Source organism: Stenotrophomonas sp. Steno-C17 (genome assembly GCF_056393165.1).
On sequence record NZ_JBWJPD010000004.1, the window covers coordinates 198,150 to 223,729 of the forward strand.

21 protein-coding genes are annotated in these 25,580 nt (G+C 66.2%); 17 read left to right on the top strand and 4 right to left on the bottom strand.

Translation table 11 applies throughout. The annotated features are described in order from the left end of the window. Positions 1-23: 23 nt before the first annotated feature. From rdgB to rph, 3 genes are read right to left on the bottom strand one after another with little or no spacing between them, the layout of a single operon-like run. Positions 24-620, bottom strand: a complete 597-nt coding sequence (gene rdgB / locus AC06FA_RS05725; RefSeq protein ID WP_478067466.1) for an RdgB/HAM1 family non-canonical purine NTP pyrophosphatase — start codon at positions 618-620, stop codon at positions 24-26. After that, a complete protein-coding gene (locus AC06FA_RS05730; protein ID WP_108754036.1) occupies positions 617-1,006 on the bottom strand; it encodes a VOC family protein in 390 nt (129 codons plus the stop codon). Before AC06FA_RS05730 ends, rdgB begins: the two co-directional genes overlap by 4 nt. Further along, positions 1,003-1,728, bottom strand: a complete 726-nt coding sequence (gene rph / locus AC06FA_RS05735) for a ribonuclease PH (RefSeq protein ID WP_108750979.1) — start codon at positions 1,726-1,728, stop codon at positions 1,003-1,005. The genes AC06FA_RS05730 and rph overlap by 4 nt, the downstream gene beginning before the upstream one ends. Positions 1,729-1,856: 128 nt before the next feature. Here rph and AC06FA_RS05740 point away from each other — a divergent pair, with 128 nt between their 5' ends. From AC06FA_RS05740 to recG, 6 genes are all read left to right on the top strand, one after another. After that, positions 1,857-2,717, top strand: a complete 861-nt coding sequence (locus tag AC06FA_RS05740) for a YicC/YloC family endoribonuclease (RefSeq protein ID WP_478067467.1) — start codon at positions 1,857-1,859, stop codon at positions 2,715-2,717. Continuing rightward, positions 2,714-3,379 (top strand): guanylate kinase, encoded by a 666-nt coding sequence (gene gmk, locus AC06FA_RS05745; RefSeq protein WP_108754034.1) that lies wholly within the window; start codon positions 2,714-2,716, stop codon positions 3,377-3,379. Before AC06FA_RS05740 ends, gmk begins: the two co-directional genes overlap by 4 nt. A 110-nt stretch (positions 3,380-3,489) precedes the next feature. Continuing rightward, the gene (gene rpoZ / locus AC06FA_RS05750; RefSeq protein WP_108750976.1) at positions 3,490-3,789 is read left to right on the top strand and encodes a DNA-directed RNA polymerase subunit omega; all 300 of its coding nucleotides are present in this window, start codon (positions 3,490-3,492) and stop codon (positions 3,787-3,789) included. Positions 3,790-3,894: 105 nt separating this feature from the next. Continuing rightward, entirely contained in the window at positions 3,895-6,051 is a 2,157-nt protein-coding gene (locus AC06FA_RS05755; RefSeq protein ID WP_108750975.1) for a RelA/SpoT family protein, read from the top strand. Between the two features lie 131 nt (positions 6,052-6,182). Further along, on the top strand, positions 6,183-6,569 hold the full coding sequence (locus tag AC06FA_RS05760; RefSeq protein WP_108750974.1) for a RidA family protein: 387 nt from the start codon (positions 6,183-6,185) through the stop codon (positions 6,567-6,569). A 7-nt stretch (positions 6,570-6,576) separates the two neighbouring features. Further along, positions 6,577-8,688 carry an ATP-dependent DNA helicase RecG gene (gene recG, locus AC06FA_RS05765; protein WP_478067468.1) on the top strand — a complete coding sequence of 704 codons (2,112 nt, stop codon included), beginning with the start codon at positions 6,577-6,579 and terminating at the stop codon, positions 8,686-8,688. A 235-nt stretch (positions 8,689-8,923) separates the two neighbouring features. Here the strand turns inward: recG and AC06FA_RS05770 are convergent, their stop codons facing one another. Then, positions 8,924-9,334 (bottom strand): hypothetical protein, encoded by a 411-nt coding sequence (locus AC06FA_RS05770; RefSeq protein WP_478067469.1) that lies wholly within the window; start codon positions 9,332-9,334, stop codon positions 8,924-8,926. A 701-nt stretch (positions 9,335-10,035) separates the two neighbouring features. On the opposite strand from AC06FA_RS05770, the gene AC06FA_RS05775 reads away from it, so the two are divergent. From AC06FA_RS05775 to AC06FA_RS05825, 11 genes are all read left to right on the top strand, one after another. Beyond that, on the top strand, positions 10,036-10,974 hold the full coding sequence (locus tag AC06FA_RS05775) for a nucleoside hydrolase (protein ID WP_478067470.1): 939 nt from the start codon (positions 10,036-10,038) through the stop codon (positions 10,972-10,974). Positions 10,975-11,062: 88 nt separating this feature from the next. Next, positions 11,063-11,305 carry a type B 50S ribosomal protein L31 gene (locus tag AC06FA_RS05780; RefSeq protein WP_079223041.1) on the top strand — a complete coding sequence of 81 codons (243 nt, stop codon included), beginning with the start codon at positions 11,063-11,065 and terminating at the stop codon, positions 11,303-11,305. Positions 11,306-11,601: 296 nt separating this feature from the next. Further along, positions 11,602-12,879: a citrate synthase gene (locus AC06FA_RS05785; RefSeq protein ID WP_312709837.1), complete on the top strand. Its 1,278-nt coding sequence runs from the start codon at positions 11,602-11,604 to the stop codon at positions 12,877-12,879. A 631-nt stretch (positions 12,880-13,510) separates the two neighbouring features. Beyond that, positions 13,511-13,792 carry a hypothetical protein gene (locus AC06FA_RS05790; RefSeq protein WP_478067471.1) on the top strand — a complete coding sequence of 94 codons (282 nt, stop codon included), beginning with the start codon at positions 13,511-13,513 and terminating at the stop codon, positions 13,790-13,792. Positions 13,793-13,844: 52 nt separating this feature from the next. After that, complete coding sequence (locus AC06FA_RS05795) at positions 13,845-14,123, top strand: hypothetical protein (protein WP_478067472.1); 279 nt, start codon at positions 13,845-13,847, stop codon at positions 14,121-14,123. 73 nt (positions 14,124-14,196) lie between these two features. Next, positions 14,197-15,789, top strand: coding sequence for a class III lanthionine synthetase LanKC N-terminal domain-containing protein (locus tag AC06FA_RS05800; RefSeq protein WP_478067473.1), 1,593 nt, complete (start codon positions 14,197-14,199; stop codon positions 15,787-15,789). Between the two features lie 262 nt (positions 15,790-16,051). After that, positions 16,052-16,558, top strand: a complete 507-nt coding sequence (locus AC06FA_RS05805) for a CS1 type fimbrial major subunit (RefSeq protein WP_478067474.1) — start codon at positions 16,052-16,054, stop codon at positions 16,556-16,558. Positions 16,559-16,608: 50 nt separating this feature from the next. Continuing rightward, positions 16,609-19,335, top strand: a complete 2,727-nt coding sequence (locus AC06FA_RS05810) for a TcfC E-set like domain-containing protein (protein ID WP_478067475.1) — start codon at positions 16,609-16,611, stop codon at positions 19,333-19,335. Next, a complete protein-coding gene (locus tag AC06FA_RS05815; RefSeq protein ID WP_478067476.1) occupies positions 19,332-20,465 on the top strand; it encodes a CfaE/CblD family pilus tip adhesin in 1,134 nt (377 codons plus the stop codon). The genes AC06FA_RS05810 and AC06FA_RS05815 overlap by 4 nt, the downstream gene beginning before the upstream one ends. A 16-nt stretch (positions 20,466-20,481) precedes the next feature. Continuing rightward, entirely contained in the window at positions 20,482-21,189 is a 708-nt protein-coding gene (locus AC06FA_RS05820; protein WP_111205127.1) for a pilus assembly protein, read from the top strand. Positions 21,190-21,257: 68 nt separating this feature from the next. Further along, the gene (locus AC06FA_RS05825; protein ID WP_478067477.1) at positions 21,258-25,577 is read left to right on the top strand and encodes an ESPR-type extended signal peptide-containing protein; all 4,320 of its coding nucleotides are present in this window, start codon (positions 21,258-21,260) and stop codon (positions 25,575-25,577) included. The last annotated feature ends 3 nt before the right edge of the window (positions 25,578-25,580 follow it).

Below are 25,580 nucleotides of genomic sequence, written 5' to 3' on the forward strand. Positions count from 1 at the left end.
GCAGAACTACGTGCGGGTGTGGGTCAGAGAGCGGCAGCCAGCTGCAGCTTCAGCTGCTGCAGGGCCAGTGCGCGGTGGCTGATCGCGTTCTTCAGCGCCGGCTCCATTTCCGCGGCGGTCAGGCCGTGGGTGGTGTCCAGGAACACCGGGTTGTAGCCAAAGCCATTCGTGCCGCGCAGTTCGCGGATGATCTGCCCTTCCCAGCGGCCTTCGCAGATCAGCGGCTGCGGGTCGGTGGCGTGGCGCAGCAGGACGATCACTGCATAGAAACGCGCGCTGCGCTGGCCATCGGGCACCTCGGCCATGGCCTGCAGCAGCTTGGCGTTGTTGGCCGCCGCGTTGGTCGGGTGGCCGGCATAGCGCGCGCTGTACAGGCCGGGGGCACCGCCCAATGCATCAACGATCAGGCCCGAATCATCGGCCAGCGCCGGCAGGCCGGTGGCTTCGCAGGCGGCGCGTGCCTTCAGCAGCGCGTTCTCGACGAAGGTCAGGCCGGTTTCCTCCACATCGCCCAGCCCCAGTTCGGCCGCCGAGGTGATCTGCAGCGGCAGGTCGGCCAGGATCTCCTGCATTTCCACCAGTTTGCCGGCGTTGTGGCTGGCAAGGACGAGGTTCTTCATGCGCGGGGCTCCAGCAGGTCCCAGGTGTTGCCATACAGGTCGCGGAAAACCGCGACGGTGGCATAGGGTTCTTCGCGCGGGGCTTCCAGGAATTCCACCCCGGCCGCCAGCATGGCGGCGTGGTCGCGGCGGAAATCGTCGGTGTTCAGGAAGAAACCGACGCGGCCACCGGTCTGGTTGCCGATACGGCTGCGCTGTTCCTCATTGCTGGCGCGGGCCAGCAGCAGGGCGGCGGCGCTGCCGTCGGTCGGCCCGACCACCACCCAGCGCTTGCTGCCCTGGTCGATATCCTCAAGCAGGGCGAAGCCGAGCTTGCCGGTGTACCAGGCAATGGCTTCGTCGTAGTCGGCCACCACCAGGGTGGTCAGGGCGATGCGCCGGTTCATGCCGACAGCGCCGCCTGCTGCGCGGCCAGCAGTTCGCCCACGCCCTTTTCGGCCAGGCCCAGCAGCGCATCCAGTTCATCGCGGCGGAAGGCATGGCCTTCGGCGGTGCCCTGCAGTTCGATGAAGCCGCCGCCATCGTTCATGACAACGTTCATGTCGGTATCGCAGTCGCTGTCTTCGGCGTAATCCAGGTCCAGCACCGGCGTGCCGCGGTACACGCCCACCGACACGGCAGCCACTGCGCCCAGGATCGGGTTGCGCTTGATGTCGCCGCGCTTCATCAGCACGTTCACCGCATCGACCAGGGCCACATAGGCACCGGTGATGGCGGCGGTGCGGGTGCCGCCGTCGGCCTGCAGCACGTCGCAGTCCAGGGTGATGGTGCGTTCGCCCAGCGCGTTGCGGTCCACGCAGGCGCGCAGGCTGCGGCCGATCAGGCGCTGGATTTCCAGCGTGCGGCCGCCCTGCTTGCCGCGCGCGGCTTCACGGTCGCTGCGGGTGTGGGTGGCGCGCGGCAGCATGCCGTACTCGGCGGTCACCCAGCCTTCGCCCTTGCCGCGCAGGAAGCCGGGCACGCGGTTTTCCACGCTGGCGGTGCACAGCACGCGGGTTTCGCCGAAGCAGACCAGCACCGAGCCTTCGGCGTGGCGGGTGAAACCGCGTTGGATGACGACCGGACGAAGCTGGTCGGGCTGGCGGCCACTGGGGCGGGCATCGGACATGGTGCGAATTCCCTGGAGGGTAAGACAGGCAGGTACGCCGCCATGCCCGCACCCGTCAGGGGCAGGCAGGGAGGCTCGAATAGGGCCGCTAGGGTACCATTCCCCCTTTGAGAGCATCGGAAACGCTGATGATTCGAAGCATGACGGCCTATGCCGGTGGCGAGCGCGCCACGGCCTGGGGCACGCTGGGCTGCGAGCTGCGCTCGGTCAACCACCGCTTCCTGGAAGTGGGCACCCGCCTGCCCGAGGAACTGCGTGCGCTGGAACCGCAGCTGCGCGAACGCATCGCCGCGCGCCTGAGCCGCGGCAAGCTGGACCTGGTGATGCGCCTGCGCGCACCCGAAGCCGCCGCCAGCCTGCAGGTGAACGAAGCGCTGCTGGGCCAGCTGGGCCAGTTGGCGCACCGCCTCACCTCGGATTTCCCCAACCTGCAGGTCAGCTTCACCGATCTGCTGCAGCTGCCGGGCGTGACCCAGGGCGAGGCCACCGATGCCGCCGCCCTGCAGGTCGAAGCGCTGGCCCTGCTGGAGCAGGTGCTGGACGGCTTCGTGGCCGCGCGTGAGCGTGAAGGCGACAAGCTGGCCACCGCCATTGCCGAACGCGTGGATGCGATCGAGCGCATCGCCGCCGAAGTACGCACGCTCATTCCGGCCATTCGCGACGGCCAGCGCGCCAAGCTCGCCGCCCGCCTGGCCGACCTGCCGCACCCGGTCGACCCCGGCCGCGCCGAGCAGGAACTGGTCATGTGGCTGCAGAAGCTGGACGTGGATGAAGAGCTGGACCGCCTGGGCAGCCACATCGTGGAAATCCGCCGCGTGCTGAAGCAGCGCGAGCCGGTCGGCCGCCGCCTCGATTTCCTGCTGCAGGAATTCAACCGCGAAGCCAACACCCTGGGTTCCAAGTCGGTGGACAGCCGCACGTCCAATGCGGCGGTGGAACTGAAGGTGCTGATCGACCAGATCCGCGAACAGGTGCAGAACATCGAATGAGCAGCCAGCCCACCCCGATCGGTGCGCCCGCGCGCGGCACCCTGTACATCGTGGCCGCGCCGTCCGGCGCCGGCAAAAGCAGCATCGTCAACGCCACCCTGGCGCGCGACCCGCAGATCGCGCTGTCGATCTCCTTCACCTCGCGCGCCATGCGCCCGGGCGAAGTGAACGGCGAGCACTACCACTTCGTCAGCGCGGAGAAGTTCGAGGAAATGATCGCCGCCGGCGATTTCTTCGAACACGCCTGGGTGCACGGCGACTGGAAGGGCACCGCCCGGCAGTCGGTGGAACCGCAGCTGGCCGCCGGCCAGGACGTGCTGCTGGAAATCGACTGGCAGGGCGCCCAGCAGGTGCGCCAGCTGGTGCCGGGCACGGTAACGGTGTTCATCCTGCCGCCGTCCAAGCAGGCCCTGCAGGACCGCATGCGCAAGCGCGGCCAGGACAGCGAGGCGGTGATCGCCCAGCGGCTGGGCGCGGCGCGCGAGGAAATGCTGCACTTCAACGACTTCGACTACGTGATCGTGAACGAAGTCTTCGACACCGCGGTGAACGAGCTGTGCGCCATCTTCACCGCCAGCCGCCTGCGCCGGGAGGCCCAGAAGGTCCGCCATGCCGGCCTGATCCAGGCCCTGCTGACCCCGGATTCGGGCGCAACTGACTGATTCCAAAAGGCTCCGCCAGGGGTTGGCTTGATTTTGTCCAGCCCCTGGCCGTACACTCCGTCCCCTTTCCCTCATTCGACTGAGCGGCCGACCGGTCGCCGGGAGCCCGTATGGCCCGCATTACCGTAGAAGATTGCCTGGAAGTCGTTAACAACCGTTTCGACCTGGTCATGATGGCCTCCAAGCGCGCCCGCCAGCTCGCCAATGGCGTGCAGGCCACGCTGGACAACAGCGAAACCGAAGACAAGCCGACCGTGCTGGCGCTGCGCGAAATCGCCGCCCGCAAGATCGACAACGCGCTGATCGACGAAGTCGAGAAGGCCGAGCGCGAGCGTGCCGAGCGCGAAGCGCTGGAATGGGCCGCCGCTGAAGTGGTTGCCGACGAAGACATGTCCAAGAACGACGATTGATCGCATCGATCAAGGTCATTGCTGGACAGCCGAACAGCCCGCCCCGTGCGGGCTGTTTCGCATTCAGGGTTTGCCGTAAACGTCGCGCTGGAATAGGCTTCGGGCATGAACCCAGGCCCCACTGCCAAGGTAGCCGCGCCCACCGCCGCGGCCGTACCTGATTACGTCCTCCAGCTTGAACGCGCCGCCCACTACCTGCCCCCCGAGCAGCTGCCGCTGCTGCGCCGGGCCTGGGAAGTCGGTGCGTCGGCACATGCTGGGCAGACGCGCAAGTCGGGCGAACCCTACATCACCCACCCGGTGGCCGTGGCCCAGGTGCTGGCCGAGCTGGGCCTGGATGTGGAAGCGCTGATCGCCGCGATCCTGCACGACACCATCGAAGACACCCCGCTGACCCGCGAGGAACTGGCCGCCGAGTTCGGCGAAGCCGTGGCCGAGCTGGTCGACGGCGTGACCAAGCTGGACAAGCTGAAGTTCCGCGACCGCCAGGAAGCGGCCGCCGAAAGCTTCCGCAAGATGCTGCTGGCGATGTCGCGCGACCTGCGCGTGATCATGATCAAGCTGGCCGACCGCCTGCACAACATGCGCACGCTGGGCGCGCAGAGCCGCGAAGCCCGCGGCCGCATCGCCCGCGAGACGCTGGAAATCTACGCGCCCATCGCCCAGCGCCTGGGCATGAGCCTGGTCAAGAGCGAACTGCAGAACCTGGGTTTCAAGGCGCTGTACCCGTGGCGCCACGCGATCATCGAAAAGCACATCCGCAGCCAGCCGGTGGTGCGCCGCGAGGCCATGGCGCAGGTGGAAGTGCAGCTGTCGCAGCGGTTGGCCAAAGAAGGCCTGGAACACCGCCTGGTCAGCCGCATCAAGACCCCGTGGAGCATCTACAACAAGATGCGCGACGAGAACAAATCCTTCGACCAGGTGATGGACGTGTTCGGCTTCCGCCTGGTCGTGCGCAGCGTGCCCAGCTGCTACCACTCGCTGGGTGCGGTGCATGCCACCTTCAAGCCGCTGGACGGGCGTTTCCGCGATTTCATCGCCATTCCCAAGGCCAACGGTTACCAGTCGCTGCACACCGTGCTGTTCGGGCCGTACGGTTCGCCCATCGAAGTGCAGATCCGCACCGAGGAAATGGACCTGATCGCCGAACGCGGCGTGGCCGCGCACTGGACCTACAAGTTCGGCGGCGACACCCCCAACAGCGCGCAGAGCCGGGCCCATGCCTGGATCGTGGAGCTGATCGATTCGCAGCGTGCGGCCGGTTCGTCGCTGGAATTCCTCGACAACGTGAAGGTCGACCTGTTCCCGGACGAGGTCTACCTGTTCACCCCGAAGGGCAAGATCCTGGCCCTGCCGCGCAACGCTACCGCGCTGGATTTCGCCTACGCCGTGCACACCGACGTGGGCAACATGGCCGTGGCCTCGCGCGTGGACAAGAAGCTGGTGCCGCTGCGCACCAAGCTGGTGTCGGGGCAGTCGGTGGAGATCATCACCGCCCGTTCGGCCACGCCCAAGCCGCAGTGGCTGGAATTCGTGGTGACCAGCAAGGCGCGTACCGCCATCCGCCACCAGCTGAAACAGCTGGAACACGAAGACGCCGTGCAGCTGGGCCACCGCATGCTGGACCGTGCGCTGGAAGCGATGGATTCGTCGCTGGAGCGCCTGCCCAAGGGCCGCCTGGACGCCTTCCTGGCCGAGCACCGCTACCCGCGCCTGGAAGCGTTGCTGGCCGAAGTGGCACTGGGCAACTGGATGCCAACCCAGGCTGCGCAGGCGCTGATGTCCTACGCCGAACTGCGTGGCGGCCCGCGCCACCATTCGCAGGAAAAGATCCTGATCAACGGCAGCGAACGCGGCGTGGTCACCTTCGCCGGCTGCTGCCAGCCGATTCCCGGCGACGAGATCATGGGCTACCACACCGCCGGCAAGGGCATCGTGGTGCACCGCATGGATTGCCCGAACCTGGCAGAGCTGCGCAAATCGCCCGAACGCTGGGTGCCGATCGGTTGGGACACCACCGTGTCCGGCGACTACGACACCGCGCTGGTGGTGGAAGTGGAGAACGGCACCGGCGTGCTGGCGCAGTTGGCCGCCGCGATTGCCCAGAGCCACTCCAACATCGAACGGGTGGACTACCTGGACCGCGACTTCAACGCCGCGGTGCTGGCATTCAACATCCAAGTGCGCGACCGCAACCACCTGGCCGAAGTGATGCGCCGCCTGCGCCGCCTGTCGGTAGTGCAGTCGGTACGCCGCCAATAACGCAGACCTGGGGTCGGATCCCTCTCCAACGGAGAGGGCTCTGACCCCAAGGCCGTAGATCCACGCCATGCGTGGATGCATCCCCACCCGGTACAATCACCGCTCTGTTTTCCCAAAGTACCGGAGCGACCATGTCCCGCCAGATCATCAACACCGAAAAGGCACCCGCCGCCATCGGCCCGTACTCGCAGGCCGTGCGCGCCGGCAACACCGTGTACTTCTCCGGCCAGATTCCGCTGGACCCGGCCACCGGTGACATCGTCGGTGCCGGTGATATCGAAGCGCAGGCCCGCCGCGCCTTCGACAACCTGAAGGCCGTGGCCGAAGCCGCCGGCGGTTCGCTGGACAAGGTCGTGCGCCTGGGCCTGTACCTGACCGACCTGGGCGAGTTCGCCAAGGTCAACGCGGTCATGCAGGACTACTTCCAGGCGCCGTTCCCGGCCCGTTCCACCATCGAAGTCTCGGGCCTGCCGAAGGGCGCCAACTTCGAGGTTGATGCGGTGATGGTCATCGACTGACCCCCACGTGGCACGCAAGGCGGCGGTCACCCCGGCACTGTCACCGTCCGGCGAAGCATCCCTGGCGATGCTGGCCGGCGTGGGTCCGGCCGTGGCCGCCAAACTGCAGGCGCGTGGCCTGGCCACCCTGCAGGATCTGTGGCTGCACCTGCCACTGCGCTATGAAGACCGTACCCGCCTGACCCTGATTGAAGACCTGCGCAACGGCGTGCCGGCGCAGGTGGACGTGCGCGTGGTGGCGGTCGAACGCGGCATGCGCCACCGGCCCATGCTGAAGGTGGCGGTGGAGGATGAAGGCCGCGGCACCCTGGTGTTGCGCTTCTTCCACTTCCGCCAGCAGCAGGTGGGCCAGTTCGCGGTGGGTAACCGGCTGCGCTGCTTCGGCACGCCGAAACCGGGCCATCTGGGGCTGGAAATCGTCCACCCCAGCTACCAGGTGCTGGGCCGCCATGACGATCCCGACCTGGGCGATCGCCTGGACCCGGTCTATCCCACGGTGGAAGGCGTGGGGCCGATGACGATGCGCAAGCTGATCGGCCAGGCGCTGGACCGCCTTCCCGAAGAAGACACGCTGGAGCTGCTGCCCACTGGCTGGCTCGATGGCCTGGGCCTGCCCTCGCTGCGCAGCGCGCTGCTGACCGTGCACCGGCCGCCGCCGGATGCCGATCTGGCCGCGCTGGCCGCCGGCACCCACCCGGCGCAGCGCCGACTGGCGATGGAAGAACTGCTGGCCCACCACCTCAGCCTGCGCCGCCAGCGCATTGCCCTGCAGGCCCACCACGCGCCGCCGCTGGCGGGCCCGGGCAAGCTGGCCAAGGCCCTGCTGAAGCAACTGCCGTTCGCTCTGACCGGCGCGCAGGCACGGGTGTTCAAGCAGATCCGCGAAGACCTGGCACGGCCCAGCCCGATGCTGCGGCTGGTGCAGGGCGATGTCGGCTCCGGCAAGACCGTGGTGGCCGCGCTGGCGGCCATGCTGGCAGTGGAGCAGGGCAAGCAGGTCGCCCTGGCCGCGCCCACCGAACTGCTGGCCGAACAGCACCTCAACAACCTGCGCGGCTGGCTGGAACCGCTGGGCGTGCGCATTGCCTGGCTGGCCGGCAAGGTGACCGGCAAGGCCCGCGCCAAGGTGATCGAGCAGGTCGCCAACGGCGAAGCGCAGGTGGTGGTCGGTACCCACGCGCTGATGCAGGAGGCGGTGGTGTTCCAGGATCTGGCCCTGGCCATCGCCGACGAGCAGCACCGCTTCGGCGTGCACCAGCGCTTGGCGCTGCGTGACAAGGGGGCCGGCGCACACAGCGTGCCGCACCAGTTGGTGATGACCGCCACGCCCATTCCGCGCACGCTGGCCATGTCCGAATATGCCGATCTGGATGTCTCGGCCATCGACGAACTGCCGCCCGGCCGCACCCCGGTGCAGACCGTGGCACTGAACAACGACCGTCGCCCGGAACTGATCGAGCGCATCGCCCTGGCCTGCCAGGAAGGCCGGCAGGTGTACTGGGTGTGCACCCTCATCGAGGAAAGCGAAGAGCTGGATGCCACACCCGCGCAGGCCACCTACGAATCGCTGCAGGCGCTGCTGCCGGGCGTGCGGGTGGGGCTGGTGCATGGCCGGCTGAAGGCGGCGGAAAAGCTGGCGACGATGGTCGCCTTCAAAGCCGGCGACATCGATCTGCTGGTGGCCACCACGGTGATTGAAGTGGGCGTGGACGTGCCCAACGCCTCGCTGATGGTGATCGAGAATGCCGAGCGTCTGGGCCTGGCGCAGTTGCACCAGCTGCGCGGGCGGGTAGGGCGCGGCTCGGCGGTGTCGCGCTGCGTGCTGCTGTACCAGGCGCCGCTTTCGCAGATGGCGCGCGAGCGCCTGCAGACCATGCGCGAAACCAACGATGGCTTCGTCATTGCCGAAAAGGATCTGGAACTGCGCGGCCCCGGCGAACTGCTGGGCACCCGGCAGACCGGCCTGGCCGGCTTCCGCATTGCCGACCTGGCCCGTGACGCCGGCCTGCTGCCGGGCGTGCACGACCTGGCCGAACGCCTGCTGGCCCAGCAGCCCGCGCTGGCCGACCGCGTGGTGCAGCGCTGGATCGGCACCGCCGTGCGCTACGCCTCGGCGTAAGGCACGGGGTCAGATCCCTTTGCGCAGCAAAGGGCTCTGACCCCATGGCTCGCGATGCCCATCCACGCACGGCGTGGTTCTACCCGGTAGCGCCGGGCCATGCCCGGCGGCGCGGCGCGCAGGATTCTGCCGCATGCCCTGTAGAGCCAAGCCATGCTTGGCTGCTGTTCGCGTGGCGGGCGTCAGTCGAGCATGGCTCGACCCTACAAAAAGCCCATCTACCCGGGGCGTGGCCTTACCCGGTCGGCAGTTGCGTGCCCATGTATTCGCACAACCCGCGGCAGGCCAGCAACAGGCCTTCGCGCACGTCGTCCCCCACCTGCTGGTCCGGCTCGCCGTCCACACGCACGCGTTCCGCGGCATGCAGCACTTCCAGCAGAACACCCATGCCGGCCGTAGCGCGGTCCAACCGGGCCAGCACCGCACGCTGGCTGGCAGAACGGCCCCGGCCCGGCACCGGCTGGCCATCGGCGCCGTCGCCCTGGCGAATGTGGCGCAGGCATGTGAGCAGGGTGAGGCCATCGCTGGTGTTGGCAGATTGCGTGGCGGCCAATGTGAATTCCAGCGTACGCGCCAGATCATCCGGCAACCGGCCCGCCGCCTCACCCAGCGTGGCGACAAGAAAAGGGTAGTGGGTAGTGCTCATCGTGGTGTCCTCAGTGGATGACCACCGACGCGGCAGCGTGGGTGGCGGGCGGTGCGTGGCTCCAATACCGGTGATCTGAAGAAAGCCGGTGGGCATGACGCCCTCCACGCACCGCCCGCCGTAGCGCACAGACGGATTGCCTGCCGACGCCGTCCGGACCAGAACGAACGACGCCGACAGGCAAGCGTAAACAACCCTCAGATCAATCGGGATTGGAGTCCCGTGCCATCCGTTGTCGATGGCCCCTCATGTTTTCCACGAGGCCCCTGCCACCTCAATGAGGAAAGTTTGAAACATCGAAATTCGTGCAAGCGCACGACGCCCATTCCAAAGCAGGCATTCGCGACACATCGAATCCATCAAGAACGGGGTCGGAGCCCGTTGCAACGCAACGGGATCCGACCCCATCGCCGTTTCGGCAGATCGCAGGAAACCGTCGAAGGCGGGGTGGGTCCGGTTGCGGGGGCGTGAGCGCCATGGATGGCGCGACCGAGCTTACATGGACGTACTTGCAGCGTCCCCCGCAACCGGACCCACCCCGCCATCCCACGGAATGCCGGCTTTTGACGTTGCTACTTCAGTCGAGCATGGCTCGACTCTACAGGCGGGGCAGGGCGCAGCCCTGCCAGACACCCCACCCCCGTACTTGCAACGGTCATCAACCCGGTCCACACTTCGTTGCCGATCTGAAGACGGCAACGATGACCCACAAGATCCCGCTGTTGATCGACACCGACCCCGGTGTGGACGACGCCCTGGCCCTGCTGATGGCCTTCGCCGACGAACGGCACGACGTGGTCGCCCTGACCATCGCCGCCGGCAATGTCGGCCTCGACTACACCGTCCGCAACGCCCTCAAGCTCTGCGACATCGTCGGCCGCGCCGACGTGCCGGTGTTCGCCGGCAGTCCCGATCCGCTGCTGCACCCCTCGGTGGATGCCGCCCACGTGCACGGCCGCGACGGCTACGGCGACGTGGACCTGCCGCCGCCCAGCCGCCAGGCCGAAACCGAGCACGCCGCGCTGGCCATCCTGCGCCTGTCGCACCAGTACGCCGGCGAGCTGATGCTGGTCATGCTGGGCCCGCTGACCAACCTGGCCCTGGCACTGAAACTCGACCCGACCCTGCCCCAGCGCATCAAGCGCATCGTGGTGATGGGCGGAGCGGTCACCTGCCACGGCAACATCACCCCGGCGGCTGAATTCAACATCGCCTTCGACCCGGAAGCGGCGCACGTGGTGTTCACCTCGTTCAAGCACCTGCTGGTGTCGGACTGGGAAGCCACCGTCGCCCACGGCCTGCCGCTGGAGCAGGCCGAGCAGTGGCTGCAGGCCGATTCCGACCGCGCGCGCTTCTACGAACTGATTTCGCGCAAGACCCGCGCGCTGTCCGAAGACGCCAAGGGCGGCCGCTGGTACACCGCCGATGCGGTGGCCATGGCCTGGGCGCTGAACCCGGAAGGGCAGCTGCAGGTGGAATCGCGTCCGCTGAACGTGGAGCTGAACGGTACGTTCAGCCGCGGCGCCACCATCGTCGACTGGAACCGCCAGACCGGCCAGCCCGACAACTGCGACCTGCTCATGGCCTATGACCAGGCCCGTTTCGAGGCCCTGGTACGCCAGGCCCTGGGCGCGGTCTGAGGCCAATGCCCACGCACCGGTTGCCCCGCGCGGCAACCGGTGCTTATAATGCCGCTCTTGACCACCAGCCCATTTACGGTGTGAGCCCATGAAGGCCGATATCCATCCGAACTACCGCGACGTCGTCTTCGAAGACGTCACCTCCGATTTCAAGATCCTGACCCGCTCGACCATGGCGACCAAGGAAACCACCACCTGGACCGACGGTAACGAATACCCGCTGGTCAAGGTCGAAATTTCCTCGGCTTCGCACCCGTTCTACACGGGCAAGCACAAGGTCATCGACACCTCGGGCCGTATCGACAAGTTCCAGAAGCGCTACGCGCGCTGATACGTCGTTACTGCTTGGAACCGACGGCCGCGCATTGCGCGGCCGTTTGTTTTTGTCCGGCGCCTGCCCAACGGGCGTTTGGATGGACGGAACAGTGCGTTCAGCCCCTGGCATCTTTGCCCATCCGGGCCGCTTGTCGGCAGGCCTGCGGCTGCCTGCTGTCTACGACTTCTGTCTAGCACCCGGCAAATGCTGCTGTGCGATAATGGCGTGATCCCCGGCACAGGCCGAGGACGTCATTCACGTGCCTGACCAATGCGCTTGGGCAGGCGCCTTCCCATGAAGGAGCGCACACAGTGTCCGATCTTGATCAGGTCACGCTCAACGCCGGCGACAAGTCGGTCGTTCTGCCCGTCATCAAACCCACCCTTGGCAACGACTGCGTCGACATCGCGAAGCTGACCAAGGAAACGGGGTTCTTCACCTACGATTCCGGCTTCACCGCCACCGCCAGCTGCAAGTCGGCCATCACCTACATCGATGGCGACAAGGGCGTGCTGCTGTACCGCGGCTACCCGATCGAACAGCTGTCGGAAAAGTCGAGCTACGTCGAAGTGGCCTACCTGCTGATCAACGGCGAGCGTCCCAGCGCCGAGCAGCTGAAGGCCTTCACCGATGAGCTGACCGCCGAAGCCAACGTCGACGATTCGGTCAACGCGCTGATCGCCAGCTTCGCCAAGGATGCCCACCCGATGGCCATCCTGGCAGCCGCCATCGCGCAGCTGTCGGCCATCTACCACGACTCGCTGGACCTGTCCGACGCCGAACAGCGCCGCCAGGCCGCCGTGCGCCTGATCGCCAAGGTGCCGACCCTGTCGGCGCTGATCTACCGCCACGGCAAGGGCCTGCCGGCCAACAAGCCGGACACCTCGCTGGACTACGTCAGCCGCTTCCTGAAGCAGACCTTCGAGTCGGCCGACGGCCAGTACGATCTGAACCCGGACGTGGTGAAGGCGCTGGACCTGCTGTTCATCCTGCACGCCGACCACGAGCAGAACGCCTCGACCTCGACCGTGCGCCTGGTCGGTTCGACCGGTGCCAACCCGTACGCGTCGGTCGCCGCTGGCGTCACCGCGCTGTGGGGTCCGGCCCACGGCGGCGCCAACGAAGCCGTGCTGAAGATGCTGGAAGAAATCGGTTCGGCCGACAACGTCGAATCGGCCGTGGTGAAGGCCAAGGACAAGACCTCCGGCTTCCGCCTGATGGGCTTCGGCCACCGCGTGTACAAGAACTTCGACCCGCGCGCCAAGGTCATCGGTGAGATGACCAGCAAGGTGCTCAAGCAGCTGGGCGTGCAGGATCCGCTGCTGGACGTGGCCGTGAAGCTGGAACAGGCCGCGCTGCAGGACGAGTACTTCGTCGCCCGCAAGCTGTACCCGAACGTCGATTTCTACAGCGGCATCATCTACAAGGCGCTGCAGATCCCGACCGAAATGTTCACCGTCATGTTCGCCCTGGGCCGTACCTCCGGCTGGGTCTCGCATTGGCTGGAACAGCAGGTCGACCCGGAAATGAAGATCGGCCGTCCGCGCCAGGTCTACACCGGCAGCGACGTGCGCGACTACCAGGGCTGATCGCCCCGGCAGGTTGCAATGAAGACGCCCCGCCTGTGTGCGGGGCGTTTTTTTGCGCAGAACGGGGCGCTGCAGCCGTCACCGGACGCGTGAATATGAGAACGCCTGCGAAGCGGAACTGTGCGTGCCCGCGCAGAATGGAATGGTGAATGGGTGCTCATGCAGAAACCCCATTGACCGGCCCGGTGTTGCGGCAGACGCTGCATCGCACACCCTGGGATGGAACGCGGCCAGGGTATCGCCCACACGGCGCCGCCGTCGCATGGCGGCCCTGCCAATGCTGCAGTGCTGATCCGGAACGCAAGGGGATTGCGATGGGGAAGACGAGGCAACGCACGTAGACACACCCGCAGCAGGCCGCACATCGCGCAGGCCTGCGCCGGTGGTCCCGAACTGATTCCGAATGCCGCCGTGCCGGTCATCGACCGTCGCCGCGTGCCGTGCCCGTGCCGCTGGCAGGGGTGTCGGTGCCCGGTCGTGCGCGCGGCACGCGCCACCACCCGTTGACGATGGGGGGCCGTTCACGTGCGCGCGCGGCGCAGGCCGCGGCGCCCCTGCACGCATCGTCGGAAGCACTACCGGCCTGCCGCCGGCACACGCTGTTCCTTCCAACGGAAAGGGAGATACGCACATGGCTGTCCAGACCGAGTTCGTACAGAAACTGTTGTCTGATCCCGCATTCGCCGAGCAGATCCGCAGCCAGGCCCTGGCGGCGGTGGTGGGTGGGCAGGAAAGCCCTGCCTGGAAAACCTACTTCGGCGGCCAGCACTTCGGTGGCCTGGCGACCGATCCGGCCAAGCTGCAGGCCCTGGGGGCCAAGGCCGGCGCGGCGGCCTGCACCTGCAACAGCACCACGGTCACCACCACCACCAGCCCGATCTGCACCGGCACTACCACCACCGGTTCGGGCTGAGGGCATCGCTGCATCGTCCCCCGCGTCCTCATCGATCCACAAGGAGTTGAAGATGGCACTCTCGCAGAAGACAAACGACGTGGTGCAGAAGGCGATCAATGACAAGGCCTTCGCCGACCAGCTGCGCGCGCAGGGCTTGAAAGCGATCCATGCCGGTGCTGGCAGCAACGAATGGAAGACGTACTTCTCGCAGTTCGCTTCCAGCCCGGAAGAGCTGCAGGCGATGTCGGCCGGCGACAGTTCGGTGGCCGCCTGCACCTGTCACAGCCGCACGGTCACCACCACCAGCACGCCGCTGTGCACCACCACCACCACCACGACCAGCAGTTGATGTCCCACCGGTGTGCGGGTGTGCGCTGCGCACCCGCACACCGCTTCCTGCCGTTGCTGCAAGGAGAGCTGCCGTGCTGCATATCGATACCGCAATCGACCACGCGCCCGCACCGGGCACCCCGCCGGTGCCGGCGGCGCACCGCGAACAGGAATGGCGCGCACTGGTGGACCAGTACCTGCCGGTGGTGCCGCAACGGTCGGGCTGGCGCTACCGTCCGCCGCAGGCCGAACATCCGTCGCAGGGCTGGAAGCTGCACGTGTCGGCCACCCTGCCCAATGCCATCGATGTATTCCGCCGCTGCGCGCCGCTGCTGGTGGAGCAGGGCGTGGCGTTCAAATCGGTGAAGACGCTGAACATCCTCAATCGTCTGAACAGTGCCATCCCGTTCGGCTTCAGCCAGATCGGCAAGTTCATCACCGTCTACCCGCGCGATGCGGCGCATGCGCTGGTGCTGGCCGAACTGCTGGACCAGGCCACGCGTGATCTTGCTGCGCCCGCCGTACCGTTTGATCGCTGTTACCGGCGCGGCAGTGCGGTGTACTTCCGCTACGGCGCATTCGGTCATGAAGAAATGGAAGATGCCGACGGGCGCAAGGTCAGCGCGCTGCGACTGCCCAGCGGCGAACAGGTGCCCGACCGGCGCGAACCGGGCAAAGCCGTGCCCGATTGGGTGGAGTGCCCGTTTGAACCGGTCGTCGACGCCGTGGTTCCGCCTACGCCGTTGCAGACCCGTTTCCTGTGCCACGACGCCTTCATGCAGCGCGGCAAGGGCGGCGTGTACCGCGCGGTGGACATCGCCTCGTCACCGGCGCGGCTGTGCGTGGTGAAGGAAGGCCGCCGCCATGGCGAAACCAACTGGCTGGGCCTGGATGGCCGCAGTTTCGTCGAACGCGAAGAAGCCTTCCTGCGTGCCGCAGACGGTGCCGCGTTCGCCGCGCCGGCGGTGATCGATGCGTTCTGCATTGGCGAGCATCGCTACCTGGTGATGGAACACATCGACGGCGAGCCGCTGCTGCAGGCCTGCGCCGACCCGCAGCGCAAGATCGCGCTGGATACCGCGCTGGCCTACGCCGCAGCGGTGGCCACCGTGCTGGCGCACCTGCATGCGGCCGGATGGGTGTGGCGCGACTTGAAGCCGGCCAACCTGATGGTGGACCGCAGCGGTCGCCTGCGCCCGCTCGATTTCGAAGGCGCCCTGCGCGTGGATGCCACCAGTGACGTGCCGTGGGGCACACCCAGCTACATGCCGCCGGAAGCGCGCCACGGCGCGTTCCAGGGTAGCCACCTGCGCGAAGACCTGTATGGGCTGGGTGCCACGATTCACCAGTTGCTGACCTCGTGGCTGATGCACCGCGACGAAGCCGAGCCAGGTGAGTCCGCCAGCGCACAGCAGCGGCCCAGTGTGGGGCGGCTGCGCCGGGGCGTACCGCGCGCGGTACGCGAGCTGGTAGCGGCCCTGATGCACACCGATCCCCTGCAGCGCCCCACCGCCGCCAGCGCCGCCGCGCTGCTGTCTTCCTACGCGCGTGAAGTGCTGCCGGTGCCGGTGCCTCCCACGCGCGATTCGGCGCTGGTGCGGCGCGTGCGCGAGAAGATGTGGAACGAGGTGCAGGAAATGCTGCTGCTGGACCCGATGGAGGCCAGCCCGCCTCCGCAGTTGTAGAGCCGAGCGTTGCTCGGCTGGATTGCAATGAAACTTGTTGCAAACCCGACCTGAGGAAACTTGCATAACTCTCGAACATTGAGCGAATTCAAAGATTCCACTTAACGTTCAACGTTTTAGGAATGCTTGAATAGCCGCAAGGGGGTAGGGATTCCTACCATTCTCTCCGTCGCCCACCCCCACCCAGGCGGGCGGCGCTCCCCTCCCTTACCTCCGTTCGGGAGGGGAGGTTTCCCCATTTTCATGTCCGAGAGAGACACTCATGCACATCTTCAAGAAGGCCGCGCTCGCTGCAGCGCTGGCCACTGCTTCGCTGTCCGCGCACGCCGTGGAAACCAAGATCTCCGTCTACGCCGACGTCGACCCGACCCTGGCGCTGCTGCGCGACGACGGCACCCCGCTGCCGGACATGGTCACCCTGACCCACGATCCGCTGCGCGGCCTGATTCCGAACACGCAGCGCGTGCGCATCCACTCCAACGATGAAACCGCGGACATCGAAGCGCGCATCGATGGCACTTTCTTCCTCGCCAACGAGACCGGCGCCGTGACCGTGCCGATGACCATCAGCCTGAACAATCGCGCGCTGGGTGCGGCCGCCATCGAATACAAGGCCGCAGACCTGTTCAACGGTGCGGGCTCGACCCCGGGCGCCTCGATCTCGATGCCGCTGACCATCGCACAGACCACGCCGGGGCCGATCCTCACCAAGGGCGCGTACAGCGGCCTGGTCAACGTCGTGCTGAACCAGAAGGCGACCACGCCGTAATCCCCCGCGCCGGCCCGCGTTCCGGGCCGGCCGCTTGCAGCGATACCCCCATGACCTTACACGCCCCCGCCGTCACCCGGCTGGCGGTCGCGCTCGCCCTGGCGTTGTCCACTCCGCTGGCGGCCGCGCGCGGCGTCCCGCCCGGTTTTGAAGATCTGGTCGAAGGCCAGACCGAACAACTCGACATCCAGCTGTTCGGCCGCTCGGCCGGGCTGTCGCCGGTGCGCGTGACCCTGGAGCACGTGCAGCTGGAAGATCCCGCGCGCGTGCTGCAGTCACTGGACCTGCCTGCCGAGGCGCAGGCCACCCTGCTGCCTGCGCTGTCGCAGCCGCTGCCGCGCAACAGCCATCTGGCCTGCCGCTTCGGTGGTGCCAGCGCCGGCTGCGGCTACATCGATCCGCCGGAAGCTCCCGACGAGGTGCGCGCGCTGTATGACGAAGGCGAGGGCGCGGTGCGCTTGTTCGTGGCGCGCCAGTGGATTCCAGGCAAGCCTGCCGCCGAGCGTTTCCACACGGTCACCGCCAATGCCGAGAACGCGTTCCTGCATCAGCAGACGCTCAACCTCAGTGGTGGCCGTGATTACCAGTCGCTGTCGGCACGCGGCGTCGGCACGCTGGGCCTGTTCGATCGCGGCCACCTGTCGGCCGAGTGGTACTACAACCAGCAGCGCTATCGCAGCCACAGCGACGACGATTTCCAGTTCGACAACGTCTATTACCGCCACGACCTGGGGCCGGCGCACTACCTGCAGGCCGGGCGCATGGACCGCCGCAACCTGTCCAGCCCGCAGGGCGGCACCTTCAGCTTCAGCATGCTGCCGCTGGACCGCTTCCAGGGCGCACGCCTGGGTACCACCCAGGCCTATGTGGACACCGACGCGGCGGTGCAGGCCAGCCCACTGACCGTGCTGCTGGCACGCGATGCGCGGGTGGACGTGTTCGATGGCGAGCGCCTGCTGCAGACCTTCTACCTGCAGGCCGGCATCAACCAGATCGACACCCGCAATTTCCCGTTCGGCAACTACTTGGTCCGCATGCGCATCTACGAGGACGGTGTGCTGGTGCGCACCGAGGAGGCGCCCTTCGACAAAGGCGGCGACTGGACCAACAGCCAGTGGCAATGGTTCGTGCAGGGCGGCCACCGCAACGAACGCCGCAGCGACGCTTTCGATGGCGAGCGCATCGCGATGGCCGGCGTGCGCGTGCCCTTGGGCCGCGACGCGGCGATGACCGCCGGTGCCGCCACGCTCGGCGGGCACCGCTACGGCGAGCTGCGCCTGGACCTGCGCCGGGTGATGGCCACGCAGGAAGTACGCGCCACCTTCAGCGGCATGCGCGGCAGCGACGGCAGCAATGGGCAGCAGCGCCAGCTGTCGTACCGACGCACGGCGTCGTGGAATCTCTACCAGCAGCGCATGCGTGGCAAGGCCTGCCAGTTCGAGGCCGAGGCGCGCGACCAGTTGGGGTGCACCAATGCGCTCAGTGGCTCGATGTCGCTGCCGCTGGCGGGCGGCAATGTTTACGTGGGCTACACCCGGCGCCAGACCTGGCGCACCGGCTGGCACCGGCCGCAGTTCGAGCAGGATCCGTTGTTCGGGCTTGAGCCGCTGTTGCCGCCGGGGCCTTTGGAACCCCGCCGCGAGCCGCTGCTCAGCCGCACTTGGCAGGCCAGCTTCAGCCGCAGCCATCGCTGGCAGGATTTCAGCGTCTCCACGCGCGTGGGCGTGTGGCGGCAGCACAGCACCGACAGCGTACGTGGCAGCACCGAGCGCGACCGTGGCATCTACGTCAACCTCAGCCTGAGCCGTCGGCACCGCAGTGCTGCCGGCGATGGACAGCGCCGCTATGCCGTGGATGTGCGCCAGCCGCAGCATCAGCGCCCGGCGATCGATTACAGCATCGGCCAGAGCCTGCGCCAGGAACTGGACACACTGTATCGCGAGCTGTCCGGCGAGCTGCGCGCCAACAACAACGAGCGCTACAGCGCTTCACTGGGCGGCCAGCTGCAGAATGGCATCGGTCACACCAGCGCCAGCGTGGCACGCTACCAGCAGCGTGGCCGCAGCGAAACCGGCTACAGCGGCGCACACAGTTCCGGCTTCGCGCTCGGCCGTCGCGGCTTTTACTGGAGCGGTGCCAACGGCGCCGATGCCGGCCTTGCCGTGCAGATAGCCGATACCGATGACGCAGACCTGCGCGGCGTGGCCGCCGAACTGCAGGTGGGCGGGCTGCGCAGGCAACGCCTGCAGATCGGCGAACGCCGATTGCTGCCGCTGCCGGCCTATCAATCGCAACGTGCCGAAGTGCAGGACGCCAGCACGCTGGACAGCATCGCCGCCATCCGCGTGACCGGCGTGGGCGGTGCACGGCCGATGTTCCTGACGCCGGGACGGCTGCTGCGCATGCCGGTGCCGATCGAAGTGACCTACACCTTCATCGGCCATGCCCGTGACCTGGCCGGTGCGCCGCTGGGCGGCGCCCGCATTCTCAACGCGCCGGTGCCCGGCACCAGCGCCAACGGCGGCTTCGTCGCCGATTTCCCGCGTCGCGAAACGACGCTGTACCTGCTGCAGGGCGACCGCCTGCTGCAATGCCCGCTGCAGGTGCGCGAGCGCCGCCAGGTGGTGCTGCTGGTAGGTGCCGTGCACTGCGAGCCGCTGGCCGTGGCCCAGCTGCCGGCCGAGATCCGCCAGCAGGCCCGCGTGACCCGGCTGCTGCAGGAACGCGCGTTGATTGCCGCCACGCCCCGGACCGCTGCTGCAGGAGGTACGCCATGAACCGGCGTTGGATGTTCGTGTTGATGCTGGTGTGTGCGCTGGTGCTGGTGATGCCGCGGGCGTGGGCGCAGTGGCCGCCGGAAACGCATCCGGCCGACCAGAGCCGGGACATCGTAATGAGCTGGGATCGCTCGGCGGTACCGGGTGATGTGGAGTTGTGGGCGCCGCGGACGGTGTTGGGATTCAGTCACGACCTGGCGCTGAAGTATGGGCAGATCCATGTGGTTTGTGAGTCTGCTTCTGACAGTGAATTCGGTCGGTGCCCTCTTGATGGTGAACCGGGAGTGTCACTTGGCAGTAGCAATGTCGATCTGCTGTTCGTGGAGCAGAGGACTGGCCTACGTAGCGAGCTTCGGGCGCAGGGATATTTACAGAGAGTCATGTCGGATTGGGTTTGCGCTATCGACTACTGGGACACGCTCAGAAGGCAGTTGAATGCGTCGTTCTGGTACATATGCAGTTCCGGCCAGCCAGTTGGTACAGGCGTATATCTGGAAATCCCAGCGACCGAGCTCTCCAGACTCGTCGCAGGCCACTGGAAGGCCACGATGCGCCTGAACATCAAGGCCGATCCCACCGCAGCACCCGTCGCCACAGCCACCTTCAACTTCGATTTCACCGTCACCGACTACGACGCGATCTCGATCTACTTCCCGACCTTCGACACCGTCGCGCCGCTGGTCAATCTCGATCTGCGCTACAACCCCATCCAGAAGGTGGTGGGTGGCAGGAAACAGCTGGATATGTGCCTGTACGACGGCCTGGGTTCGCAGAGCGAATACCTCGACGTCACGGTTCGCGACAGCGGTCCACGCCCACCTGCGGGGTCGGACTTCTCGCTCTGGCACCGCGATGGCGGCAGCGATGCCAGCCAGCGCCTGGACTACCGGGTCCACCTGGACTACGGCGGCCATCGCCTGGCGATGAAGCACAACGTCAAGCAGCAGCTGCGCGGTATCGACAGCGCACAGCTGCGGCTGGTGATGCTGCCGGGCATCAGCCAGCCGGTGTACTGCGTGCCGACGCCGCTGACCCTGGAAACACCGCCCACCCCTATCGCCAGCCAGCGCCCCGGCCTGTACGAGGGCGAGCTGACCGTGGTGCTCGATGTCCCCACTGCCAAACCCTGATCCCGAGGAGCCTGCCATGAAGAAGCTGCTGTTCTGCCTGCTGCCGGTGAGCGCCCTGCTTGCACTGCCGGCACACGCCAACCTTTCCATTCACCCGATGCGCGCAGCGGTGGATGCCAAGCGCGGCACCCAGATACGTGTGTACTCGCAGTCGACCATTCCGCAGTACGTGCAGACCCGCCTGCGGCGCATCGTCAATCCCGCCACGCCTGCCGAAGAAGAACAGGAGATGGAGGCCTCGGATGCGGCGATTGCCATCACCCCCGGCAAGTTCGCACTTTCCGGCGGTGGCAACCGCCTGATCCGGGTGATTCCGCTGCAGCAGGTCCAGAAGGAAACGGCCTACCGCCTCTACTTCGAAGGCGTGCGCGGGCCGGATGACGCTCCCCTCGAAGACGGCGAAGGCGCACAGGCAAACATCGGCGTCAGCCTGGTCTGGGGGGCGCTGGTCAACGTCACCCCCGACGACGGTGTGGTGGACCTGCGCCTCCAGGACAACACGCTGCACAACACCGGCACGTTGCGCGTTGGAATCATCGGTGCCGAGCAGTGCACGGCCGCGGGTGCCTGCACGCCACATCCCGTGTCGCACAGCCTCTATCCCGATGCCGCACTGACGCTGCCGTTCCAGCTTCAGCCGGGCAACTCGCTGCAGCTGCGCTACCGGCTCACCCGCGATGGCTATCGCGAACACGTGCGGACAATCGCGCCGACAACAACCTGAGCCCGCACTTTGCCCGCCCCGTGCCTGGCACGGGGCCTCACTTTCCTTGTCCTGTTAAGGAGAAACACATGAATCGAATCTATCGTCGTATCTGGAACCACGCCAAAGGCTGCTGGGACGTAGCCAGCGAACTGACCCGGGCCTGCGGCAGGAAATCCAGCCGTGCAGTCAGCGCCGGCGGAATGCTGATGATCGCGCTGCTGTTGGTGGGCGGGGAGGCGCACGCCAAGACCCGTTACTACATTGGGTGTGATCCCTTCAATCTGGGAAATAGCGAGTTTGTCTCCTGTTCGCCCATCACAGGTCGCTACGACGACACCATGTTCGTCGGCTATGCGCTGACCAACGGCCTGAACTCGCTTGGCTACGGCGCAGGCGTCAACATGAAGGGCGATGGCACTACCGCATTTGGTATCGGCGCCCGGATTGACGGGCAGAACAGCGCCGCGTTTGGCTTCAAGGCACGGACCAGTGGCGTCGATAGTGTTGCCTTTGGGTACAACGCCAGTGCCAATGGCGGCCACGCACTGGCAATAGGTGCCAACGCATACACCGGAGCACTTGGGGCTACGGCCGTGGGCAACGATGCTGCAGCCACCCGGCAGAATGCGGTGGCCCTTGGCAGCGGCTCCAGCGCGGAAAAGGAGAATGCGGTGGCGCTGGGTGCCAACGCATTGTCCAACGGTGTAGATGGAGTGGCGCTGGGAAGCAAGGCAATGGTCGACACCGGTGCGGGCGCGGGTGGCGTCGCCATCGGTGGTGGTGCTCGCGCGGGGAGCTGGGGTTACACCGGTGCCATCGCCATCGGCGGTGAAAGCCGTGCCCTTACGGACGGCGTTGCGCTGGGCTATGCGGCGTCTGCCTCCGCACAGGGCGCCGTAGCCCTGGGTGTTCGCTCGGTGGCCACGGAAGCCAATACGGTGTCGGTAGGCAGCGCCTCGGTGCGCCGTCGCATCGTGAACGTGGCCGATGGTCGTGTCACCGCCTCCAGCACCGATGCGGTCACCGGCAAGCAGCTGCATGCCATGAACGAGCGGGTTGACGGCATGATCAAGCAGGATTCCGCAGGTGGCATCGTGCGCATCGCCAACAGCAATACCGGCTCGGAAGTCAGCATGCGCAATGCGGTGCTGGCCACGCGCAAGGTGAGTGGCGTGTCCGACGGCGCGCTGACGACGACCAGCACCGAAGCCGTGAACGGACGCCAGCTCAACACGACCAATGGCAATGTCATCAAGGCGCAGACCGCTGCGGATGCGGCCAAGGCCGATGCCAGCAAGGCGCTGGCGGCTGCGGGAGAGGCCAAATCTGATGCGAGCAACGCGCTGACTCAGGTGGTGACGCTGGGCGGCCTGGTCGGGGAGGTGTCTGCAACCGGCAATGTCCGCTTGGGTGAAAAGAACAGCGGAACGGTGTTGGATGTGCGCAATAGCGCCAATGCGAACCGGAAACTGACCGGCGTGGCCGATGGGGTGGTCAGCGACAGCAGCTTTGAGGCCGTCAACGGCAGGCAGCTCAATGCCACTAATGACAAGGTGGCGGCGGTGGAGAGTATTGCCATAGCTGCGGGCACAGAGGCGGCGGCGGCAAAGACGGATGCAGCCAAGGCGTTGATCGAGACTGCAGCGCTTGGCGGGCTTGTGGCACAAGTGTCTGCGACTGGCAATGTGCGTCTGGGCGAAAGGAACAGCGGAACGACGTTGGATGTTCGCAATAGCGCCAATGCCAACCGGAAGATCAGTGGTGTGGCGGATGGCTTGTTGAACGCCAGCAGCGCTGAAGCTGTGTCTGGGAAACAGCTCTACTCAACCAATTCACGGGTATCAGCTCTAGAGGACGTAAGTCAGTTCGTGAGCATCGGTGCGGCTCCTGCCAGCGAACCTGCTGAGGCAGGACCACTGGGTGTCGCTATAGGTAATTCGGCTAAGACAGGCAGCGAGGGTGGGACTGCAGTGGGAACACACTCGAAGTCACTGGGTAGAAATTCGGTGGCCGTTGGACGTGCTTCAACGGTACATGAAGGTTCCGACAATGGCTTTGCCCTTGGGGCGGGCGCTGAGGTCGGTATTTCGGAGGGTGGTGCAAGGGGGGGAGTTGCGATTGGCGCTGGAGCGAAGGTTGGGAAAGGGGCGGATGGATCACTGGCGATCGGTGAAGGCTCGCAAGCGAATGAGGCTGGCGTTGCATCATTTGGAAGCGCAACTGCTTATCGCCGCTTAGTGAACGTTGCTCGAGGTGCTGCCGACCACAATGCCACTACCGTCTCCCAGCTCAAAGACTCCCTCGCTACCCTTGGCGGCGGAGCAGGCATGGACGCCAGCGGAAATATCATCGCCCCAACCTATTCGGTACAGGCCGGAACGCAGAACTCGGTCGAAGACGCATTGATGGCGCTTGATGGCGCCGTCATCACCGTAGGCCGCCGTGCGGACAAGGTCGAAGGTCAGCTCAGCTCGATTTTCCAGGACTCGCCGTCGGCCCGTACCGATGGCATGAACCAGATCGCGCTCAGTGGCGCGAACGGCATGGTGCTGACCAACTTGGCTGATGGACGAGTGGCGCCAGGAAGTCGTGATGCTGTAACCGGTAGCCAGCTGTACGCCGCAGAGCAGAAGATCTCGCAGAATCGGAATGATCTGGAGGCGATGCGAAAGGAGCGAGAGGTCGGCGAACATGCAATGCGTGGACTGGATGCTAGCGGCCCAATCGACTTCGGCGGTGCGCGTTTGACTGGCGTGTCGGACGGAGATGTGTCGGTCGGCAGCCGAGATGCCGTCAATGGTGCGCAGCTGAACGAGACAAACGCAAACGTGATCGCTGCTCAAAGTACAGCGGATGTTGCGAGACTGGAATCGACCAAGGCTCTGGTTGAAACATCCACGCTGAGTGGTCTGGTCGGGCAGGTGGCAGAAACGGGAACTGTCCGTTTGGGTGAAAGGAACAGTGGCGCCCTGATCGATGTGCGGAACAGCGATGGCGCTAACCGAAGAGTCACTGGGATAGCTGATGCTAGCCTTGGCGCCGGTAGCAATGACGCTGTGACTGGAGGTCAGCTGTTCTCCTCGAATCTCCGCATTTTGGCGGTTGAAAGAAAGAGCATGCTCTTTGACACTGGAAGGGAGGATGGGGCAGCTCCCGCGCGCGCTGGACAGTACAGCGTGGCACTTGGAAATGGTGCGGTAGCTTCCGTCACTGCAGAGGGCGGCACCGCAGTAGGAGCATTCTCGGGGGCGCACGCGAAGAATTCGGTTGCACTTGGGCGTGCCGCGACCGTAGCGGAGAGCGCAGAAGCTGGTTTCGCATTGGGAGCCGGATCCTACGTCGCCGAGAAAGGGGGAATGGCGCTGGGCACGGGATCTGTAGTTGAGGCCGGCGCCCAATTGAGTGTTGCCTTGGGCCAAGGTTCGGTGGCCGGTGAGAATGGCGTTGTTTCATTTGGAAACAGCGATCTTAAACGCCGCCTCGTAAACATCGCCAACGGCACCGCCAACCACAACGCCGCCACCGTCGGCCAGCTACGGGGTGCGCTGTCCGCGCTCGGCGGTGAAGTCGATGCCAACGGCAACATCGTCGGCCCCAGCTTCACCGTGCAGGGCCAGTCCCAGTCCACGCTCAATGGTGCATTGGAAGCGCTCGACGGCGCAGTGGTCAGCAACCGCTCGCGGGTGAACCAGGTCGAGTCGCAGCTGCGCAGCGTGTTCCAGGACACGCCCTCGGTCCGCGCCGACGGTCTCAACCAGCTCACCCTGGCCGGAACCCACGGCATGGTCATTTCCAACGTGGCCAATGGCCTGATCGCGGCTGGCAGTCGTGATGCCGTCAATGGCGGCCAGCTGCACTCGATGCAGCAGCAGCTCAACGGCCGCATGGACGGGCTGGAGCAGCGCATCGATGCACCGCCGCCGCAGGCAATGGCAGTGGCTTCAGTGCCCGAACCGGAAGCCCCGGTGCCGCAGGCCGAAGGCGGCCAGCAGGTGGCGTCGGTCGGCGAGGGTGAGAAACCCGCACCGCAGCCGAAGACGAAGAAGGAAGACACCCCGAAGCCCCAGGTCGATACCGCTGAACTGGAGAAGATGCTGGCCCGTGCCAACGAGTACACCGATGGTGCGATCAGCAACTTCGAGCGTCGCCTGGACAAGATGGACAAGCGCTTCAACCGCATGGCGGCGATGAGCAGCGCGCAGACCGCGATGGCGATGAACACCGCCGGCCTGGCCACCTACAACCGCCTGGGTGCGGGCGTGGGCTACAGCGAGGGTGAGTCCGCGATGGCAGTGGGCTACCAGCGTGTGCTCAACGAGAAGGGCTCGGCCACGTTCAGCCTCAATGGCGCGTTCACCAACAGCGGTGAACGCACCATGGGCGTGGGTCTGGGCATTGGCTGGTGAACC

Coding starts and splice junctions, on each gene's coding strand:
- rdgB (WP_478067466.1), bottom strand. CDS start 620: ATGAAGAACCTCGTCCTTGCCAGCCACAACGCCGGCAAACTGGTGGAA.
- AC06FA_RS05730 (WP_108754036.1), bottom strand. CDS start 1,006: ATGAACCGGCGCATCGCCCTGACCACCCTGGTGGTGGCCGACTACGAC.
- rph (WP_108750979.1), bottom strand. CDS start 1,728: ATGTCCGATGCCCGCCCCAGTGGCCGCCAGCCCGACCAGCTTCGTCCG.
- AC06FA_RS05740 (WP_478067467.1), top strand. CDS start 1,857: ATGATTCGAAGCATGACGGCCTATGCCGGTGGCGAGCGCGCCACGGCC.
- gmk (WP_108754034.1), top strand. CDS start 2,714: ATGAGCAGCCAGCCCACCCCGATCGGTGCGCCCGCGCGCGGCACCCTG.
- rpoZ (WP_108750976.1), top strand. CDS start 3,490: ATGGCCCGCATTACCGTAGAAGATTGCCTGGAAGTCGTTAACAACCGT.
- AC06FA_RS05755 (WP_108750975.1), top strand. CDS start 3,895: ATGAACCCAGGCCCCACTGCCAAGGTAGCCGCGCCCACCGCCGCGGCC.
- AC06FA_RS05760 (WP_108750974.1), top strand. CDS start 6,183: ATGTCCCGCCAGATCATCAACACCGAAAAGGCACCCGCCGCCATCGGC.
- AC06FA_RS05770 (WP_478067469.1), bottom strand. CDS start 9,334: ATGAGCACTACCCACTACCCTTTTCTTGTCGCCACGCTGGGTGAGGCG.
- AC06FA_RS05775 (WP_478067470.1), top strand. CDS start 10,036: ATGACCCACAAGATCCCGCTGTTGATCGACACCGACCCCGGTGTGGAC.
- AC06FA_RS05780 (WP_079223041.1), top strand. CDS start 11,063: ATGAAGGCCGATATCCATCCGAACTACCGCGACGTCGTCTTCGAAGAC.
- AC06FA_RS05790 (WP_478067471.1), top strand. CDS start 13,511: ATGGCTGTCCAGACCGAGTTCGTACAGAAACTGTTGTCTGATCCCGCA.
- AC06FA_RS05795 (WP_478067472.1), top strand. CDS start 13,845: ATGGCACTCTCGCAGAAGACAAACGACGTGGTGCAGAAGGCGATCAAT.
- AC06FA_RS05805 (WP_478067474.1), top strand. CDS start 16,052: ATGCACATCTTCAAGAAGGCCGCGCTCGCTGCAGCGCTGGCCACTGCT.
- AC06FA_RS05810 (WP_478067475.1), top strand. CDS start 16,609: ATGACCTTACACGCCCCCGCCGTCACCCGGCTGGCGGTCGCGCTCGCC.
- AC06FA_RS05815 (WP_478067476.1), top strand. CDS start 19,332: ATGAACCGGCGTTGGATGTTCGTGTTGATGCTGGTGTGTGCGCTGGTG.
- AC06FA_RS05820 (WP_111205127.1), top strand. CDS start 20,482: ATGAAGAAGCTGCTGTTCTGCCTGCTGCCGGTGAGCGCCCTGCTTGCA.
- AC06FA_RS05825 (WP_478067477.1), top strand. CDS start 21,258: ATGAATCGAATCTATCGTCGTATCTGGAACCACGCCAAAGGCTGCTGG.